15 protein-coding genes, 2 tRNA genes, 1 riboswitch and 1 other annotated feature are annotated in these 19981 nt (G+C 34.0%); all 17 genes read right to left on the bottom strand.

Annotated features, from left to right (window positions below; all coding sequences use genetic code 11):
- Window positions 1-291: 291 nt before the first annotated feature.
- The gene (locus Q4528_RS05545) at window positions 292-1092 is read right to left on the bottom strand and encodes an MBL fold metallo-hydrolase (RefSeq protein WP_026083453.1); all 801 of its coding nucleotides are present in this window, start codon (window positions 1090-1092) and stop codon (window positions 292-294) included.
- Window positions 1093-1818: 726 nt separating this feature from the next.
- Entirely contained in the window at window positions 1819-2610 is a 792-nt protein-coding gene (locus Q4528_RS05550; RefSeq protein ID WP_046467298.1) for a two-component system regulatory protein YycI, read from the bottom strand.
- Window positions 2611-3951, bottom strand: a complete 1341-nt coding sequence (yycH, locus tag Q4528_RS05555; protein WP_046467299.1) for a two-component system activity regulator YycH — start codon at window positions 3949-3951, stop codon at window positions 2611-2613.
- A complete protein-coding gene (gene walK, locus Q4528_RS05560) occupies window positions 3944-5770 on the bottom strand; it encodes a cell wall metabolism sensor histidine kinase WalK (RefSeq protein WP_046467300.1) in 1827 nt (608 codons plus the stop codon). The genes yycH and walK overlap by 8 nt, the downstream gene beginning before the upstream one ends.
- Before the next feature lie 12 nt (window positions 5771-5782).
- Entirely contained in the window at window positions 5783-6484 is a 702-nt protein-coding gene (yycF, locus tag Q4528_RS05565) for a response regulator YycF (RefSeq protein WP_017636740.1), read from the bottom strand.
- Window positions 6485-7031: 547 nt separating this feature from the next.
- Window positions 7032-7104: transfer RNA gene (locus tag Q4528_RS05570), tRNA-Asp, on the bottom strand.
- 7 nt (window positions 7105-7111) lie between these two features.
- A tRNA-Glu gene (locus Q4528_RS05575) sits at window positions 7112-7186 on the bottom strand.
- Between the two features lie 325 nt (window positions 7187-7511).
- The gene (locus Q4528_RS05580; protein WP_017636739.1) at window positions 7512-8795 is read right to left on the bottom strand and encodes an adenylosuccinate synthase; all 1284 of its coding nucleotides are present in this window, start codon (window positions 8793-8795) and stop codon (window positions 7512-7514) included.
- Window positions 8796-9080: 285 nt separating this feature from the next.
- Window positions 9081-10481 (bottom strand): replicative DNA helicase, encoded by a 1401-nt coding sequence (gene dnaB / locus Q4528_RS05585; protein WP_017636738.1) that lies wholly within the window; start codon window positions 10479-10481, stop codon window positions 9081-9083.
- A gap of 29 nt (window positions 10482-10510) precedes the next feature.
- Window positions 10511-10957 carry a 50S ribosomal protein L9 gene (gene rplI / locus Q4528_RS05590; RefSeq protein ID WP_017636737.1) on the bottom strand — a complete coding sequence of 149 codons (447 nt, stop codon included), beginning with the start codon at window positions 10955-10957 and terminating at the stop codon, window positions 10511-10513.
- Window positions 10954-12921 (bottom strand): DHH family phosphoesterase, encoded by a 1968-nt coding sequence (locus Q4528_RS05595; RefSeq protein WP_046467301.1) that lies wholly within the window; start codon window positions 12919-12921, stop codon window positions 10954-10956. The genes rplI and Q4528_RS05595 overlap by 4 nt, the downstream gene beginning before the upstream one ends.
- A gap of 14 nt (window positions 12922-12935) precedes the next feature.
- Complete coding sequence (locus Q4528_RS05600; RefSeq protein WP_026083452.1) at window positions 12936-13877, bottom strand: YybS family protein; 942 nt, start codon at window positions 13875-13877, stop codon at window positions 12936-12938.
- Between the two features lie 139 nt (window positions 13878-14016).
- The gene (gene metX, locus Q4528_RS05605; RefSeq protein WP_029056648.1) at window positions 14017-14982 is read right to left on the bottom strand and encodes a homoserine O-acetyltransferase MetX; all 966 of its coding nucleotides are present in this window, start codon (window positions 14980-14982) and stop codon (window positions 14017-14019) included.
- A gap of 65 nt (window positions 14983-15047) precedes the next feature.
- Window positions 15048-15153, bottom strand: a riboswitch (SAM riboswitch).
- 103 nt (window positions 15154-15256) lie between these two features.
- The gene (locus Q4528_RS05610; RefSeq protein WP_029056647.1) at window positions 15257-15586 is read right to left on the bottom strand and encodes a branched-chain amino acid transport AzlD family protein; all 330 of its coding nucleotides are present in this window, start codon (window positions 15584-15586) and stop codon (window positions 15257-15259) included.
- Window positions 15583-16275 (bottom strand): AzlC family ABC transporter permease, encoded by a 693-nt coding sequence (locus Q4528_RS05615; protein ID WP_029056646.1) that lies wholly within the window; start codon window positions 16273-16275, stop codon window positions 15583-15585. Before Q4528_RS05615 ends, Q4528_RS05610 begins: the two co-directional genes overlap by 4 nt.
- 332 nt (window positions 16276-16607) lie before the next feature.
- A complete protein-coding gene (gene serS, locus Q4528_RS05620) occupies window positions 16608-17894 on the bottom strand; it encodes a serine--tRNA ligase (RefSeq protein WP_017636731.1) in 1287 nt (428 codons plus the stop codon).
- Between the two features lie 84 nt (window positions 17895-17978).
- Window positions 17979-18196 (bottom strand) — a binding site (T-box leader).
- 78 nt (window positions 18197-18274) lie between these two features.
- Complete coding sequence (gene hutH, locus Q4528_RS05625) at window positions 18275-19774, bottom strand: histidine ammonia-lyase (protein ID WP_046467303.1); 1500 nt, start codon at window positions 19772-19774, stop codon at window positions 18275-18277.
- Window positions 19775-19981 lie beyond the last annotated feature (207 nt).

Consider the following 19981-nt stretch of genomic DNA (forward strand, 5'->3'; position numbering starts at 1 on the left):
ACCAGTTTATATCCCCAATTTTTATAAAATATTAGTATTTACTCACAATTTCTGTGGAATAACTTGTTATTTTGTGGATAAGTATGTGTACAATGTGGGTATTTCTGTGTGTATTGTACATAACTCTGGATAACTATGAACAATTCAGTGGATAACTTCACGATAGTCTTAATCTATTTTATCCACTTATCCCTTATAAACATCGCTTTTAAGACCTTCTTCCATGACTTTTCCACAGAAAAAGACATAAAAAAAGAGCAAGACCTTCTCGTCTCGCTCTGTCTAAAATAACTATAATGTATATATTGGTGTCGCTTGTGCTTTATCTGTATCACACAATAAGACTTCTTTTTCAGTATCAATATCATGTTGATTTAACACTTGTCCAACACTCATACGTGCTAAGTCTTTCATATTATTATCTTGAGATAAATGAGATAGGTAAATACGTTTCGTATTACCTGTAATCACATCTGTCATCGCTAAACCAGCATCTTCATTAGATACGTGTCCCATATCTCCTAAAATACGTTGTTTTGTCTTCCATGGATAACGACACATGCGTAACATATCCACATCATGGTTACTTTCAAAGATAAAAGCATCACTACCTTGAATCATGCCTTTCATTCTGTCTGAAACATAACCTGTATCTGTTAAAATCGTAAACTTCTTATGATCATTATGGAAAATGTAAAACTGTGGATCAATTGCATCGTGTGACACGTTAAATGACTCTATATCAAATCCTGCAATTGATTGTGTTTCATAAGGGTTGAATATGAACTTTTGATCCATTGGAATGCGACTATCTTTCTTTTCTATTGCTTTCCATGTATTTTCATTCGCATAAATAGGTAAGTTATATTTACGTGCTAACACGCCTAGACCTTTAATATGGTCAATGTGTTCATGTGTAACTAAAATACCATTTAAATCTTTGATGTTGCGGTCGATTTGGCCAAAAAGTTCTTCCATCTTCTTACCTGTTAGACCAACATCAACAAGAATACTTCCTTTTTCATTTTCTACATATGTGGCATTGCCCGTACTACCACTTGCTAATACACTCATGCGTATCAAGCGGCTCATCCTTTCTAATATAGCACTCATCCCTCTTAGTGACGTAAGAGTGCCTTCCGTATCATTTTTGTATTTTTCTTTATTAATTGATTAACTTTTTGATTTCAGTTATGTACTGAAACCACCCGTTCTTAAAATAGCTTATATTATACTATACCAATTATGACATTAATCTGCCAATACTCCGTTTATTAAACTACCGGTATATTGATAAATTAAGTTTTTCCCTTGAATGATTTAATTAACGAGATAATTGTTCAACATACAAATGAGAACATAAAAACTGCCTACAAAGTATGAGACTTTGTAGACAGTTAAAATTATATATTAATACGTAGTATTTATGGCGAAGACTCCTGAGGGAACAGTACTAGTTGAAGACCTTAGAAATTCTCACAGATTTATCTGTGTAGCATTTCTGGCTGAAACTGTACCCTAGGAATGCGAAGCCATACAATACGAAGTATTACTTTTAAAGGTTCGCCTGAGCTAAAGCTCTAAACGCTTTTCTACAGACCTGGCAGTAGCTGACTGATCATTAACTTCGTCTTTGACTAGTTACTAATCTAGTCATCCTTGCCGGGGCAAGACTAACAATAGCAAATCTGTGATTGACGGCTTTCGAAAAGCAGAGTTCTCGGCAGAAGTTCTCACGGCTCGACAAAATTTGAGAAACAATTTTGCTCTCCGTTTCGATTCTGCTCAAACTCTAAGCGCTTTTCTACAGACCTTTTACTACTTATCTATAACTTTAGGGTTGGTACTTGTGGCTTCGACGTAGTATGTCTTAGTTTTGTCTTTGACGTTATGTTTAACTTTGATTTCCCAGTTAGGTTGTAATAACTGAACGTTAGTTTCTTTAACAACTGAATAGTAGCCTAATCGTGCGTCAACTACTTCATCATGGCGTTTAAGATAGCGATTGAAGTATAGGGCTTCTATTGCTTTTCTCGGGCCTATTACTTGGCTTTTACTACTATTTGAACCTTTAGCTGCTTGAATATCATTCATCATTGTTTGTTTATAACTAGATGCTTTATGATCATTAATATTGAACTTCAATAGTGCTTTACTATTGTTCATTATAGGGTAGCCATTGTAAGTTTGTTCAAAAGTCATTGAATCAGAATTCATCTTACTCAACTGATAATTTTTACCACCAAATATATTGTCTTTCATATAATTCTTAATCTCTTTTAAATTACTATCACTTACATTGACTGTACTATTTATCTCGCCATTAAGCACCTTACCTGAATCGGATGTACTCAAGCTTGAATGTTTTTTAGCATAACTTGAAAAGTTTTTAGACTGAGCAGTAATTTGTTGCATTTCAGTATTTTTAACATCTTTATTTAAGACGTCAGTGGGGACTTTAATCTCTTCTTGTTGGAAGTTAACACGATTATCACTTACCGCTTCATTAATCTGTGATTTATTAACTTTATCTATATATATAGCAACTAAGAAGATGTTGACAAGAATAAATACGAAAATGAATAGTGTCTTTGTCAGTTTCCAGTTCATTTATTCTAGCCCCCCATCTTTAAATGCATACCATTTGCCGTCATATTCGACATACCATTGAGGCGTAAATTCGCTATTACGTTGTACTTCAATATCATCATTTTTAGGTCTGTCATCCATATTGTAACCGACTGCTATATTGGATACACGTTCAAAATCAATACTATTATTGTTAGCAAGTGCTGAGCGTACTGATTCTGCACTTTGTAATGACTTTTTATCGCCACTATTCAATATGACATCAGTTCTTAATAATGAGCGTTTGTAATCAAATACACCTTTATCGCCCCATGTCACTTGAATTTCATTTAATTTTTGAGTATTGAACGTAGGGTAACCATTTAAGAATCGTTGATACGTTAATTCACCACTCATATTATCAGTGCTAAACAATCTATAATCTTCGTCTAAGAAACCACCATGTCCATTGATAAATTCGAATGTACCTCCAATTGTTTCTTCCATATTGGTAGAGCTTTTCTCATCTTCGGACAAGTTTCTATAATGATATTTCTCACTCTTATCGTTATAGTTAGCAACACCTGTATTATTATTGTACGTCGTCAAGCCACTTTGAGAACTACGGACGATCGTTGAATCGTTAAATAATACAGAATTCATTTTTTCTACATTAATCGTATTAAATACCATACGATAACACTTGAGGTCTTTAGGCTTATCTGGTGCAAAAATATGTGTTGCTTTATCAATTGTGTCTTTATTGGTGATGATTTCTGTATACTTTTGCATTTCTGAGCTAAGATTTTTTAATGATTGATTCACATCTTTACCTTTAACAGATGTTTTCATCTTCACAACTTGATGTCTATCTTTACTAATCGCATATAATATCACATGACCTTCTTGATCTTGATCAATAAGTAGTCGATTAAAGTTAAAATGATTCGGTGTCTTAGCATCTATGTTTAATACTTGGCTTAAATAAGTTGATAACGGTAAATCATATGTGAAATCAAGAACAATAAAGTTATCGCTTAATTCAGGAATAATTAAGTTATGATTTCGTTTTAAATGCTGTACTGAATCAACATTTTTATCTTTTAATGGACTTAAGATTTGAGATACTGCATGACCTGTTGCTGGCATACCTTTTGTTTTATCGTCATTAGATTGAACGATTTGAAATGGTGTGATGGTTTTATCCATTTTCGCACTCATAGGTTTTCCAATAGGTTTAGAATTATCTTTCTTATTATCTGATGACGTACTATCAGCATTTGATAGATCAGGTGAGAAGTTCCATACCATGTAGGTTAAGACGATACTCATTAATACAAGTAGTATCAGGATAATCGTTTTGATGTATTCTTTACTATTCATCCCAATCACCATCTTCAATAATTTCACATGGTAGGGTAATGAAGATAGATGTACCTTGTCCTTCGACACTATTTGCCCAAATACGGCCATTATGTGCCTCAACAATCTCTTTAGAAATTGCTAAACCAAGACCTGTACCGCCCATTTTACGTGTACGTGCTTTGTCGACACGGTAGAATCTATCAAAGATTTTATCTACTTTATTAATAGGAATACCGATACCATTATCTTTGATACGAATCGTCATTCTATTGTAAAGTGCATTTTGTTTCACGTGGAACTCAACGCGTTTATCACCACGAGAATATTTCATTGCATTCGTAATGACGTTATCAAATACTTGTGTCATCTTATCTGGATCTATTTCAGCAAAAATAGTTTGCTGTGGAATTTCGCGTACGAATATTGTATCTTTAGCTGACATTTCATGGCGATTAATAATCTTGTTAATAAACATGTTAAAGTCGACAATTTCTTTCGTAATTTGATCTGATTCATTATCCATTTTAGATAATTGAAGTAAGTCATTAACGAGTCGAATCATACGTTCAGTTTCTTCACGTGTAACGGATAAGAATTGTGGTGCTAAATCATCGTCTTTCCAAGCACCTTCTTCTAGTGCTTCGATATAACTATTCATAGATGTTAATGGTGTACGTAGTTCGTGTGACACGTTAGCAACGAACTCACGACGTTCACGTTCTACTTGTTGTTGTTCTGTTACATCATGAAGTACAGCAATATAACCTGTTACAAAGCCTGTTTCTTGCACAATTGTACTGAAGTTAACACGTGCAATGATGCCTTCTTCTTCATTAATGTCTAATAAGAAGCTGTCGTTATTTTCATTAATTTCTTCTAGTGAGAATTCTTCTTCTAAGTTTAAAACACTTAACATATAGTAGCCGATAAGGTCTTCTTTAGCCATACCTAGCATTTTAAGTGCCATATCATTGGCGATACGTACACGACCACGTCTATCTGTTGCTAAGATACCGTCACTCATATGTGTGATAACAGAGTCTAGACGGCGTTTCTCACTTTCCGTATTCGCTTGTGCTTCTTGAACTCGTTTGGATAAATTATTGAATGCGAGCGCAAGTTCACCGATTTCGTCATTACCATAAATTTTAACACGTTGGGTATAGTTACCTTTAGACATCTCAACTGTCTGGTTACGCATATCGGTAATCGGTTTGGTTATCGTTCGTGCAATAAAGAAACCGAGTATGACGGTAATAAATAACGAAATAGCGGTACCTACAATAAAGATTTGATTAATATTATTCAGTTGATTGTATACGTCATTAATTTTCGATTCTATGTAAATATTGCCTATCGTTTGTTTATCAGCTTTAACAGGTATGTTATATACCCAAACCCTTTCTTTACCATTACCATAGTCTTTCAATACCATATGGTTATTACTTTGACCTAGTGATAATGCCTTTTGAACAGAGCTATCGTTTGCCTTTTGATTGATAAGATCGCGGTTAGACTGCTTCGTCGTCGCCATAATAATTTGATCTTTGTCTATAAAACGAATTTCACCAATTTCTTGACGGTTGGCATACTCGCTCAAAAGATTTTGAATATCTTTCTGAGCGTTAACCGAACCTTTTTCGTTATAAACTTTCTCAATGCTAACATCTAATTGTTTCGCATATTGCGTAATATTCTTTTTAAAGTTATCTAATAATTCCTTTTCCAAACTATTAGTAAAATACAAACCAATAATTTGCATACCAATAATAATCAGTAAGACATATACAATGACTAGTTTCGTGTGAAGGGATTGGAGTTGTTTAAGCCACTTCATTCGACTGAACCTCTAATCATGTTGTTGGAGGAAGTATCCAACGCCTCTACGTGTCACAATATATTCAGGGTGTGATGGATCATCTTCAATTTTTTCACGTAAACGACGAATCGTTACGTCCACTGTACGTACATCTCCAAAATAATCATAGCCCCACACAGTTTGTAATAAATGTTCACGTGTCATTACTTGACCCATATGTTTAGAAAGGTAATGGAACAACTCAAATTCACGGTGTGTTAACTCGATGTCATCACCACGTTTTTTAATAGAATATGCGTCTGGATAAATGACGATATCTTTAATTGAAATTTCGTTTGTTGCATCATTCACTTCTTGTGCTGGTTGAGAATAATGACGACGTAAGTTTGCTTTGACACGGGCAATTAATTCACGTGTACTAAATGGTTTCGTCACATAGTCATCCGCACCTAATTCTAATCCTAAAACTTTATCAATTTCAGAATCTTTTGCAGTTAACATAATGATTGGCATTTCGTATTTCTTACGTACTTCACGACAAACTTCCATGCCATCTCTACCAGGTAACATGATGTCTAATAGAACGATGTCTGGTTCTTCATCATAAATTAAATCTACTGCGTCGTTACCATCGTACGCGCAAAATACATCGTATCCTTCTTTTTTAAGATTAAATTCTAAAATATCAGCAATTGGTTTTTCATCGTCGACTACCACAACTTTTCTAGCCATATATATAAACCTCATTTCTCAAAGTATAATTCTACCGTTCAACTTAGCTTCATTCGTAACGTTTGAGACCTTTCTCACGACTCAAACTATTGTGCATTGATAGCACAGTAACTACTATATAATTTACCATTTATGAACGGTTAATTCTATTTTTGTATAAAAAATTATAGAATAATATTATATATAAGTTTACCACCAAAATTGTATATCACAAAATAAGTTGAACACTTTCAGTAACCTTTAAAAACTAAATGATATCTATTTCATTATTTTGTAATATAAAAATTAAGTATAAAAGTGATTAATTCAATGTTTTACATTTCTTTAGTTGCAGTGAAAGGATAAATGTTAAGTTTCGATTGCCTATTGTCATAGAGTTGTAAAATGAGTGGATTGTAGCATGATGTGGTGGGAGATTGATTCATTTATCTATAATGAAGAATGATGTGCGGTGTTATAGAGTAGAGCGACGAATAAGTTGATGAACGACTTTGCTAATCAGTAAAAATAAACATAAAAAAATGCCTACCCTCTTGGGTAGGCAATACGGTCTCGACGGGAATCGAACCCGCGATCTCCTGCGTGACAGGCAGGCGTGTTAACCGCTACACTACGAGACCTAAAAAATGGTGACTCCTACGGGACTCGAACCCGTGTTACCGCCGTGAAAGGGCGGTGTCTTAACCGCTTGACCAAGGAGCCGTTCTTAAGCACAAGATAGATTATAGCATAGCCGTTATTTACATGACAAGCTATTTTTTTACATAAATATAACATTATTTTTGAAATGTTAATAAAGGAGAAATATTGCTATAAAAGTGACGATAGACTTATGATTATTTGAAAATGACTTACTTGAATTGAATATGTGTATATACAATGGCATTGAATTGAAATGATTTAAACATGCTCCCTCATTACCACAAATTTTAATTGTTTATTTAAACAAGAAAAAACCGATTCGCTTTTATGGACGAATCGGTTTTTTTCAAAATATTAGAGTATAAAATTTATTGTTCCCTAAACTTTACCATAATTTTTCTAATAGGTTTGTTTGCTCACGGTCTGGACCAACTGAGAAGATTGAAATGTGTACGCCACATAACTCAGAAATACGTTCTAAATATTTACGTGCATTTTCAGGTAATTCTTCTAAACTGCGACAACCCGTAATATCTTCTGTCCAACCTGGTAACTCTTCGAAGATTGGTTTACAACGTTGTAATTGATCTAGGTTTGCAGGATATTCAGTAATTTTTTCACCGTCTAATTCATAAGCAGTACAAATTTTAACTGTATCTAAACCTGTTAAAACATCAATTGAGTTAATAGATAAGTCTGTGATACCACTCACACGACGTGAATGACGTAATACTACTGAGTCGAACCAACCTACACGACGAGGACGTCCTGTTGTTGTACCATATTCACGACCAACTTCTCTAATATGATGTCCATCTTCATCAAATAATTCAGTAGGGAATGGGCCATCACCAACACGTGATGTATATGCTTTACAAACACCAATTACTTTAGACACGTAAGTTGGACCTACACCTGTACCTACAGTTACGTTACCTGCTACTGGGTTACTTGAAGTTACGAATGGGTATGTACCATGGTCGATATCTAACATAACACCTTGTGCACCTTCGAATAATACTTTCTCATCCGCAACAAATGCATCATCTAATATTTTAGGTGTATCTGTAACGAATTCTTTTAAACGTTGACCTGCAGCATAATATTCTTCAAACATATCTTCAAAGCTAGGGCAAGTTTCGTTAAACATACCTTTGAAATATGCTGATTTATATGCAATATTTTCTTTTAGACGTCTTTCGAAAGTTTCTTTTTCCATTAGGTCTCCCATACGGATACCAATTCGTTGTGCTTTATCTACGTATGCTGGGCCGATACCTTTTTTCGTTGTACCGATTTTATTATCACCACGAAGACGCTCTTCAAATTCGTCTTGTGCGATATGATAAGGTAAAATCACTTGCGCGCGGTTTGAAATACGTAAGTTATCTGTTGAGATACCACGTTCATTTAAACCGTCTAATTCTTTAAGTAATGCAACTGGATCTACAACTACACCATTACCGATTACTGCTAATTTATCTTTATAAAAGATACCTGATGGTACTAAATGTAATTTATATGTTTCTCCACCAAATTGAATGGTATGTCCTGCGTTATTACCACCTGAAAAACGTGCAATAACATCTGCTTGCTCTGCTAAGAAATCAGTAATTTTACCTTTACCTTCGTCTCCCCATTGTGTCCCAACTACTACGATTGATGACATATGAGCACCTCCAAATTTTTCTCATTTAACCATGAAGTATTTTACCAATATAAATACCATAATGCAAATAAAAATCGAACATTAATTTTGGGCAACATGATTTACCTTTTAAGAAAATATATAATCTTCAAAAGTCTGACAAACCCTTTAAATAAAGTATTCTAGAGTAATTAACTAAAAATCAATATACAAAATTATTCATAATATCAAGCTAAAAGACAAAATAAAAACCGTACAATAAAACTAAAATTAATTTTATCGTACGTAAATTTATTTGTAATATTTTTATCCCATTTCTGCATGAGCATAATCAATATCAGTAAATTTATTATATTGTTTCATGAAGTGTAGTTTAACGGTACCGGTTGGGCCGTTACGTTGTTTAGCGATGATGATTTCAATTTCACCATTATCATCATTAGTTTGTGGTTCAAAGCTTGAATCATCGTCATCATCCTCATCTTCACCACGATTATAATAATCATCACGGTATAAGAAAGCGACGATATCAGCATCTTGCTCGATAGAACCTGATTCACGAATATCACTCATCATTGGTCGTTTATCTTGTCGTTGTTCCACACCACGTGATAACTGACTCAATGCGATAACTGGACATTCTAATTCACGGGCAATAGCTTTAAGCGTACGTGAGATTTCAGATACTTCTTGTTGACGGTTGTCTGAGAATCTTGAACCACTACCTTGTATTAATTGAAGATAGTCAATCACAATCATATCTAAACCGTGTTCTTGTTTAAGTCGACGGCATTTAGAACGTATATCATTGATTCGAATACCCGGCGTATCATCGATAAATATTTTAGTTCGGGATAACTTACCGACTGCAATAGTAAATCTGTTCCAGTCTTCTTCCGTCATAGTACCAGTTCTCAAACGGTTAGAGTCGACATTACCTGAACTACAAATCATACGTGTAGCTAATTGGTCTGCACCCATCTCTAGTGAGAAGATTCCAACAGTATATAAATCTTCATGTGTCGCTACCTTTTGTGCAATATTAAGCGCGAAGGCAGTCTTACCTACAGATGGACGTGCCGCTAATATAATCAAATCATTTCGGTTAAATCCTGCTGTCATTTGGTCTAAATCACGGTAGCCTGTTGGTATACCTGGTGTTTGACCACTATTTTGATCGAGTTCTTCCGCAGTTTCATACACTTTACCTAATACGTCTCTAATATCTTGAAAGCCATCACTCTCACGTGTGGATGACAATTCTAAAATACGTCGTTCCGCATCACTTAAAATAGTATCTAATTCTAATTCATCATTATATCCATCATTAGCAATACTATCTGCAGTTTGAATTAACTTACGTTTAAGCGCGTGTTTGAATACGATATCCGTATAATACTGAACGTTTCTTGTAGTAGGTACGTTTGTAGATAATTCTGCAAGATATTGCGGACCACCCGCTTCACTTAAACTTCCTTCAGTTGTAAGTTGATCCATCAACGTCACAACATCAATTTCTTTGTTATCTTCATTTAAGTGCATCATCGCACGGAAAATGTGTTGATGGGCGCCTCTATAAAATGACTCAGGAAGTAACACTTCCTGAGTTGTATTAATCAATTCTGGATCAATAATAATGGCACCTAAGACAGATTGTTCGGCTTCGTTGCTATGTGGCATTTGATTTTGCTCGTACATATTATCCATTATTGATCACACCTCTATTTCAATCCATCTTATTGTTCTACTGTATGCACACGAATTGTACCTTCAACTTCTTTATCTAATTTAACAGGTACGTTTGTATAACCTAATGTGTGGATACCTTGTGGTAAATCCATTTTACGTTTATCAAGTTTAATATCATGTTGATCTTTAAGTGCTTGAGCAATTTGTTTCGTACTTACTGAACCAAATAATTTGCCGCCTTCACCAGTTTTAGCAGATACTTCAACTTCGATATTTGCTAATTTTTCTTTTAATGCTTTAGCATCTTCAATCTCTTGTTGTCTATCTGCTTCAGCACGTTTATTTTGTTGTTCTAATTGTTTTAAGTTACCAGGAGTCGCTTCTACAGCGTAATTATTTTTTAATAAGAAATTATTTGCATAACCTACTGGTACATCTTTAACTTCGCCTTTTTTACCTTTACCTTTAACATCTTGTGTAAAAATTACTTTCATGCGTTTTCACTCCTACTCATTTGTTCTGTTATAGCTTGTTGTAATTGTGCGATAGCCTCTTCAACTGAGACACCTTTTAATTGAGTCGCTGCGTTAGTTAAGTGTCCACCGCCACCTAAGGCTTCCATAGTTAACTGAACGTTAACAGCACCTAATGAACGGGCAGATATACCAACTAAATTATCTTCACGTTTCGCGACTACATAAGAAGCTTCTATACCTTCTAAACTTAACAACTCATCGGCTGCTTGTGCAACTGTAACAGGATGATAAATCTTATCGTCAGATCCATGGGCAATTGCAACGCCATTATCTTGTACTTCTACTGTTCTAATTAATTCAGAACGATTAATGTACGTATCGACATCATCTTTTAAGAAGTGTTGCGTTAAGATTGTATCTGCACCATGAGCACGTAAATAGCTTGCCGCATCAAACGTTCTTGAACCTGTACGTAATGTAAAGTTACGTGTATCGACAATAATACCAGCATACATTACTGTTGATTCAAGTCTTGTTAAGCGTTGTTCTGTTGGTTGATATTCTAATAACTCTGTTACAAGTTCTGCTGTTGAACTTGCGTAAGGTTCCATATATACCAATAAAGGATTAGAAATAAAGCTTTCGCCTCGTCTATGGTGATCAATGACTACTTTACGGTTAGCTTTGTTTAATACATTTTCATCTAAAACCATTTCTGGTTTATGTGTATCAACGACAACGACTGTTGTTTTCGAAGTCATCATGTCCCATGCATCATCTGACGTAATGAAACGTTCTTTAAGTTCTGGTTTCTTGTCAATTTCATCCATAACACGACGCAATGTTGGGTCGATATCTGATTCATTTAACACAACATATGATTCTAAGTTATTCATTAATGCAAATCTAGATACACCGATTGCTGCGCCTATAGCGTCTAAGTCTGGTCGTTTATGTCCCATAACGATAACTTTATCGCCTTCAGTTAAGATATCTTTTAATGCATGTGAAATAACTCGCGCTCTTACACGTGTACGTTTTTCCATTGGGTCAGTTTTACCACCATAGAAACGTACGTTACCGTTCATATTTTTAATAGCAACTTGGTCACCACCACGGCCTAATGCTAAGTCTAAGCCTGATTGTGATAATTCACCAAGGTCAATAAGATTTTCAGTACCTTCACCAACACCTATACTTAATGTAAGCTGGGCGCGGTAGCCGACACTTTTTTCACGTAATTGACTTAGAATATTGAAATTTGAGTTTTCAATTTCTGCTAAAATCTTTTGGTTTAAATATGCTACGAATTGATCTGAATTATAACGTTTAAAGAAGATACCATATTCTGAAGTCCATCTGCTGATTACTCGTGTAACCATAGAGTTAATTTCAGAACGTTGTGTATCGTTCATATTTTGTGTGATTTCATCGTAGTTATCTAAGAATAATGTCATGATAATTGGTTTAGAATCTTCATATAACTGATTTGTTTGTACCTCTTCTGTAATATTAAAGAAGTATAAACAATGTTCATTATCAGAATAACGTACTCTGAAATGATAATTTTCGTGTTCAATTTCAATTTCTTGAACTTTCTCTAATTGCTTTAAAATATTGGGAAATACTTCATTAACCGATTCTGAAATCACGTTTGTTGTTAGATGTTCAGACATAAATTGGTTAACCCATTCAATATGGTCATTTTCATCTAATACAATCATCCCGATTGGCAAGTGTTTAATTGCCTTATTACTACTCGTTGTAATATGGCCACTTAAATCATCCACGTAATTGTCCATTTTCATAAAAGCTTGTCTCAACAAGAATCCACTAGCAATCAACATCACTAGTAGTACTCCTGCCGCTATACCTGCGATAATTTGGTTAAATATAAACCAAACGACGACTAAGGCAATGGCTGTTAATGCCATTACAATAAAAGGTATGAGCAAAGCTTTTTTAGTGGATTGACGGTTCATTTTTCCACCTCTCATCACTTTTTATTATTATTGTTATTCATTAGTTGTTTTAAATTAATACATAAATCAATGACACCAATTAATCCTACAATGTGTGTCATAGGTGTTAATAATGTTCCTAAAATCATTAATATAACTGTTACTACATTCGGTAATCGTTTCGCTTTCCCGAAGAAATGAATGACGCTCATCCCTTGAATGTACATCACTAATGATAACACAACTTCAAAGTTCAAAACGATACTCTGGAAAGTATTTGGTTGAGTCGCAAACATCACGCAAATTAAATCAATAATATAGATTGTTAATAGCGTACGATTCATTTGCCAAGCAAATAATGGCTTGAATATAGGCGTCGCTACTTTGAATTTACGTAGGATTGGAAATGTTATAATCAGATTAATTAAAACGATAAGGAAAACGATAATAATGAGATAACTTGGGAGTTGGACCGTCATTTTGCGGATGCTTTCTTCAAGCATCTGTCTATAATCAGCATTTGCTCCACTTGTTAATAAAACGTTATGTACGGTTTCTTTAACAGGGTTAACTAATGCGGTTGCTCTTGGTATTTTTTCAAATACTTGTAATAACATGAATCCTATCAATGTCATTAAGCTTAGAGATACCGTTGTTACATATAAAATTCTTTCTTTTGTTGCTCTTTCCTTAAGTAATTGTCCAATGATTAAACTTGTTAAAATCACTAGAACCATGATACTTAAGACGAATGTATTACCTAATAAGGTTGTAATTATAACTGTTACTAAAGCACTAATTCCAAATGATTGAATAGATTTATTCCATAACACGACACCTGGGATTGTTGCAAATAAACATAAAATTAAGCCGAGAATAGGTAATACATGTGTTACTAAAGCTACTATTGCTAATACTAAAGTCCCTATAATAGTTGCTTTAGGTTGTATTTTTGAAAACACACACGCCACTCCCATACTTTTTTTGACTATAACTACTATTTTAACCTCTTTGAAAAAAATAAACAATAAAGTACTATAGTCATTTACGAAGGGTGATTTCTCGCATGCTTCCTATTAAAAATATTTATTCTAATTACTACTTCAAGTTAGTTAACTAACGTCTTATTTGTTTTAAATTTAAAAAGTAATATAGATTAGGTGCCCAAGTTTCAAAGTTTAGTAAAAAGCCATCATGTCCAACATTATCTGGTACGAAAATGTGACGATGATATTTAAATCGTTGCCCGGCAGCTAACACTTGGTCGTCAGGGTATAATAAATCATCAATAAATCCCATTGTTAAGACTTTAGTATCTAGTGATTTGAACACTTCATCAACATCATCTCTACCTCTATCAATATTATGACTATCTAAGACATCTAGCAGTGTTAAATAGCATGATAAATCAAATGATTCTTTGAATTTATCTCCTTGATGTTGTTGGTAATTGACAACTTCTTCTGGAGTGAATCGCTGATCATAACTTTTCGAAGAACGATAAGTTAAGAATCCTAATTGACGAGCAATACTTAAACCTTCCTTGCCTCCGATATGAATGGCTTGTCTTGCAATTTCATTAAATGCTCGACTATATGATGACGTTTTTTCAGTAGCGGCTAGTATGACCGCTTTATTCACTGGAAAACGTTGATTATAAAGAAATTCTAACGCTTGCATACCACCTAAGCTTCCACCAATCAATATATCAATTTTATTAAATCCTAATGCTGCTATCCCTTTTTCAAGGGCACGAACTATATCTCTTAATGTTAAATGATTAGGAAAGTGCTTATCGTTAAATTTTGAACTTGAACCAAACGGACTGCCAATGACGTTAAATGTTAAAAATTGATAATCATTAATTGGCATATATCCACCATCAATAATTTCACGCCACCAACCTGGATTGTCATTAGTACCATATGTTAAATGATTACCAGTTAGCGCATGACAGATTAGTGCTAATGGTTGTCCAGGATAACCTACATGTTCATATCTTAGTTTCAAATCTTGTATTGTTTCTCCTGACTCAGTCGTGAATTCGCCTAAATGTAATGTATCAACAATATAATTCGACATATATCAATCCATCCTCCTTTAAATAAAAAAGCTTCTTACTCTTTGAAAAGTAAGAAGCGGTTCAGTACTTATCATTCGAGTAATCGTTGGTTTTAGCACCGTACTCTTAATATTTGTAGCCGGTTGCTGAAGCGTCTACGGGCCAAGTCCCTCAACTTCTCTGAATAAGGTTTTATGATTAAGTTTTTAAGAAAAACGATAATTATCAAAATATTCTAATTACTTAAAGTTTAACTAACTCGAATTTGAAATTCAATATGATACGAAGAAAATGTTAAATAAAATATCTTAAAATCGCTATAAAGACAATACCACCTAAAATAGTCCAAGTTAGACTTCTCGTTAAAATTGCTAAAAGTACTGTAGGTATAAGAGCAATAATGAATGGAATATTTAAAGTGTATCCTACACTACCCTCATGTTGTTGAATGATGCCGTCTAAAACGAGTGCTGTAAAAAGTGTAATAGGAATAAATGAAAGCCATCGTATCACAACATCTGGCAAACTAACTCGTGAAATCATCATAAATGGAATAATTCTAACCAATAGTGTAACTACACCACATAATATGATTACAACTAACATATGCGTATCTGTCATCATCTATCCATCACCACCCCAAGTGCAGAAGCGACCACTGCTGAAATAATAATCGCTACATATGATGGCATAACAAAGCTTAACGCTAGCATCATCACAATAACGAATAAAATTAAAACAAGATAAATATTAATTTTAGATTTCTTAACCGATTCAAATTGAGCGATACCTAAGAAGACGAACATAGCAGTAATAGCAAAGTCTAATCCTAACATTTCTGGGTTTGAAATATATTTTCCAAAGAGCGCCCCAACCACACATGAAAATGTCCAAAATAAATATGCAGTAATATTTAATCCATGTAACCATCGATCATTAATTGATTCTCCCTTTAAATACGGCGTGATGGCAACACCAAATGTTTCATCGGTTACGAGTGACCCTAAACCAACTCTATTCCATAAACTATAAGATTTATAATTGGGCGCTAAAGTCATACTCAATAGAAACATGCGTGAATTCACAATAAATGTTGTTAATACTATCGCAGTTATAGGTGTACCTGCAATTACTAAAGCACAAATAATAAATTGAGCAGCACCTGCATAAATAATTAAACAAAGTAAAATAATTTCTAACAAACTAAACTTTTGAGATGCGGCAACAATTCCAAACGAAATACCTACGCCTGCATATCCAAATAAAGTTGGAATACATTCTTTCACGCCTTGTCTAAATGTGAGATGTGTCATATATGTATGTGTCGCCCCCTTTTTCATTCTATTTATAAGATCGTAAATAATAAATTCAAGTCTAATATACAATTCACAAAACGGCAATATTTTTAGACTACTGTATGTGTGACGTTAGACAAACTTCCGTTTAAAACCGTTGTCATTACAACGTTTAATATATGACAGAATTTTCAATAAATATTTAGACTTACCCGCATATAATTACAGATATTTTTTTAAATTTAATGCTCCCCTACCCTGCTTCATATATAAAATGGCATAAAAAAATACGTGGCAATGATGGCTCTTCATTACCACGCATGTTTACTATTTATTCGCAAACAATCTTATTATTTAGTTGGCTTTTGAATGTGAGTTTTACCACCCATGAATGGTACTAAGGCTTCAGGGATTGTTACAGTACCATCTTCATTTTGGTAGTTCTCAACGATTGCTGCGAATGTACGACCTACAGCTAAACCACTACCATTTAACGTATGCGCTAATTCAGGTTTAGCTGCATTATCACGTTTGAAACGGATATTTGCACGACGTGCTTGGAAATCAGTACAGTTTGAGCAAGAACTAATTTCTTTGTAATCATTGTAGCTTGGTAACCATACTTCTAAGTCATATGTTTTACTAGCACTGAATCCGATATCTCCAGTACAAAGAATCACACGACGGTATGGTAAACCTAATTCTTCTAAGATAGCTTCAGCGTTTGATGTCATTTCTTCTAAAGCATCCCAAGAATCTTCAGGTTTTTCGAAACGTACCATTTCAACTTTATCGAATTGGTGTAAACGAATTAAACCTCTTGTATCTCTACCAGCTGAACCCGCTTCACTACGGAAACATGCAGATTGTCCAGTGAATTTTTCAGGTAATACACCTGGTTGAATAATTTCATCACGGTAGAAGTTAGTTAAAGGTACTTCAGCAGTTGGGATTGTGTATAATCCTTCTTTTTCTACTTTAAATAAGTCTTCTTCGAATTTAGGTAATTGTCCTGTACCAAACATAGTATCAGAGTTAACTAATTGAGGAACCATCATTTCAGTGTAACCATGTTGAGTTGTATGTTTAGTAATCATATAGTTCATTAAAGCACGTTCTAATTGTGCGCCATCTCTTGTTAAGTATACGAAACGTGCACCAGAGATTTTAGCAGCACGATCAAAATCAGCCATTTTAAGATCTTCTACGATATCCCAGTGAGCTTTAGCTTCAAAATCAAATTCACGTGGTGTACCCCATTTTTTAACTTCAATATTTTCTTCATCTGAATCACCTTGAGGTACATCATCATTGATAAGGTTAGGAATACGGACAAGAATGTCAGTCATTTTATTATCAATTTCATTTAATTGTGTATCATATTCTTTAATATCATCACCTAATTGACGCATTTCAGCAATAACGTCATCAGCGTTTTCTTTATTACGTTTCTTCTGAGCAATTTCTTCACTTACTTTATTACGTTGTGCTTTCATTTCTTCTGTCTTGCTAATTAAAGTACGACGTTTTTCGTCTAATTCTAATACTTCATCGACTACTTTAGGGTCGTCTCCTCTTAATTCAATTTTGCTCTTAACTCTATCTGGCTCAGTTCTAAAAAGTTTAATATCTAACATGAAACCTTCATCCTTTCCCATTTCCTATAATTTATATTTAGCGTGACAACAATGTATAAAAGCATACAAAAAGACCACGCCCCAACAAGGGACGTGGTCTACGCGTTGCCACCCTATTTAACAAACAAAGAAAATATCTAACAAAGATATTACTTTATCTGCACTTAACTAAAATAACGGTTATTCACCGGTTGTTCACTATATGTAGGTAGATTCACATTAAAGTGGATTACTTGTTCTCACTAACCACAAGCTCTCTGAAATCCATCATTAATACTACTTGGCCTACGAACAATATTTTATTAACTTACTCACAATATAGCAAAGTTTTTTGTAATTTTCAAGTTATTTTAAAATTCAATAATTTTATTTAACTGATCTTAATGATATGCACTATCTTTTAGATACTGGGATACAGCTTCTATATCTTTATGGAATTGTCTGTCTTGTTTAATAGATGGCACAATATTTCTAAATTCGTCATATTTAGCACGTGTTTTTGGTGATAATCCTTCTATACCTTTAAGTTCGACAGCTTGTAAGGCAATAATACATTCAATTGCAATAACTCTTCTCGCATTTTCAATCATTTGATAACCGTGTCTTGAGGCGATAGTTCCCATTGAAACATGGTCTTCTTGGTTAGCTGAAGAAGGGATAGAATCTACACTCGCTGGATGAGCTAATGTTTTATTTTCAGAAACTAAACTTGCTGCTGCATATTGCATAATCATCGCACCACTTTGTAATCCAGGCTCTGGACTTAAAAATGCTGGTAAATCTCCATTAAGTTGTGGATTAACTAAACGTTCAACACATCGCTCAGAAACGTTTGCTAGTTCGCTCACACCTAGTTTTAAATGATCTAAAGCAAATGCAATCGGTTGGCCATGGAAATTACCTCCAGAAATAACTGTAGTTTCACCATCTTCTTCAAATATAAGAGGATTATCATTAGCGGCATTCATTTCAAACTCTAACTTTTCTTTTACATAATTAAACACTTGATAGCTAGCGCCATGAATTTGTGGAATGCAACGTAAAGAGTATGCATCTTGAACGCGAATTTCAGCTTGTCTTGTCGTTAATTGAGAATCTGCTAACCAGTCACGCATACGTGCAGCTACATCAACCTGTTCTTGACTATTTCTAACGGTATGCACTCTATGGTCATATGCATCAATGATACCGTTTAATGCTTGGTGAGTTAATGAAGCAACCCATTCTGCTTGGTATCCTAAATCTTCCGCTTCTATATAGTTGATAACGCCTTGAGCTGTCATAGCTTGTGTACCATTGATTAAGGCTAATCCTTCTTTTGCTTGTAAATGTAATGGTGTTCTTCCTAATTCATTTAAGACATATCGACTGTCTACTTCTTCATTTTTATAATATACAAGACCTTCACCGATAAGCGCTAACGCTAAATGGGATAAAGGCGCTAAGTCACCAGAAGCACCTAATGAACCTTGTTGTGGAATCACAGGTATAATGCGTTCATTGATAAAATATTGTAATTGATCAACTAATTCTAATGTTACACCGGAATGTCCTTTCAATAATGTATTTAAACGTAAAATCATCATAACAAGCGATACTTCTTCAGAGAAGGGTTCACCCATACCACATGCATGTGAACGTATTAAATTGACTTGTAAATCATTATATTGCGTAGAATCAATACGCACATCACTAAATAGACCGAAACCAGTTGTAATACCATAAATCGTTTCATTATTATTAATAATTCCTTCTACTACACTTCTACTTTTTTTAACTCTTTCTAATGCTTCTTCTGTAATTTCAATTTTTAAATCTTGGTGTAATAATTGTTTGATATCTTCAATCGTTAAAGCATCTCCATTTAAAAATAAAGTCATAGAAACAGCTCCCTTTTTGTAGAATTAAAACTTCTATTAGTAAAAAGTATACGTTTTCATTTTTACATAAACAATACCTTTTATAATTTTTGTATTACATTACCAATTTAATTATTTAATACGCTAAAATATTTTAATTTTGATGTATGAGGTAGACTGTGATATTTCTTAAATACCTATTGACGAAAGTCTATTACAGGTATAGTA

The sequence above is a fragment of the Staphylococcus pasteuri genome (genome assembly GCF_030547725.1).
GTDB lineage: Bacteria > Bacillota > Bacilli > Staphylococcales > Staphylococcaceae > Staphylococcus > Staphylococcus pasteuri.

What these genes read in the sequence shown, in the direction of transcription:
- Q4528_RS05545 (WP_026083453.1), bottom strand. Translation starts at nt 1,092, where the DNA reads ATGAGCCGCTTGATACGCATGAGTGTATTAGCAAGTGGTAGTACGGGC.
- Q4528_RS05550 (WP_046467298.1), bottom strand. Translation starts at nt 2,610, where the DNA reads ATGAACTGGAAACTGACAAAGACACTATTCATTTTCGTATTTATTCTT.
- yycH (WP_046467299.1), bottom strand. Translation starts at nt 3,951, where the DNA reads ATGAATAGTAAAGAATACATCAAAACGATTATCCTGATACTACTTGTA.
- walK (WP_046467300.1), bottom strand. Translation starts at nt 5,770, where the DNA reads ATGAAGTGGCTTAAACAACTCCAATCCCTTCACACGAAACTAGTCATT.
- yycF (WP_017636740.1), bottom strand. Translation starts at nt 6,484, where the DNA reads ATGGCTAGAAAAGTTGTGGTAGTCGACGATGAAAAACCAATTGCTGAT.
- Q4528_RS05580 (WP_017636739.1), bottom strand. Translation starts at nt 8,795, where the DNA reads ATGTCATCAATCGTAGTAGTTGGGACACAATGGGGAGACGAAGGTAAA.
- dnaB (WP_017636738.1), bottom strand. Translation starts at nt 10,481, where the DNA reads ATGGATAATATGTACGAGCAAAATCAAATGCCACATAGCAACGAAGCC.
- rplI (WP_017636737.1), bottom strand. Translation starts at nt 10,957, where the DNA reads ATGAAAGTAATTTTTACACAAGATGTTAAAGGTAAAGGTAAAAAAGGC.
- Q4528_RS05595 (WP_046467301.1), bottom strand. Translation starts at nt 12,921, where the DNA reads ATGAACCGTCAATCCACTAAAAAAGCTTTGCTCATACCTTTTATTGTA.
- Q4528_RS05600 (WP_026083452.1), bottom strand. Translation starts at nt 13,877, where the DNA reads ATGGGAGTGGCGTGTGTGTTTTCAAAAATACAACCTAAAGCAACTATT.
- metX (WP_029056648.1), bottom strand. Translation starts at nt 14,982, where the DNA reads ATGTCGAATTATATTGTTGATACATTACATTTAGGCGAATTCACGACT.
- Q4528_RS05610 (WP_029056647.1), bottom strand. Translation starts at nt 15,586, where the DNA reads ATGATGACAGATACGCATATGTTAGTTGTAATCATATTATGTGGTGTA.
- Q4528_RS05615 (WP_029056646.1), bottom strand. Translation starts at nt 16,275, where the DNA reads ATGACACATCTCACATTTAGACAAGGCGTGAAAGAATGTATTCCAACT.
- serS (WP_017636731.1), bottom strand. Translation starts at nt 17,894, where the DNA reads ATGTTAGATATTAAACTTTTTAGAACTGAGCCAGATAGAGTTAAGAGC.
- hutH (WP_046467303.1), bottom strand. Translation starts at nt 19,774, where the DNA reads ATGACTTTATTTTTAAATGGAGATGCTTTAACGATTGAAGATATCAAA.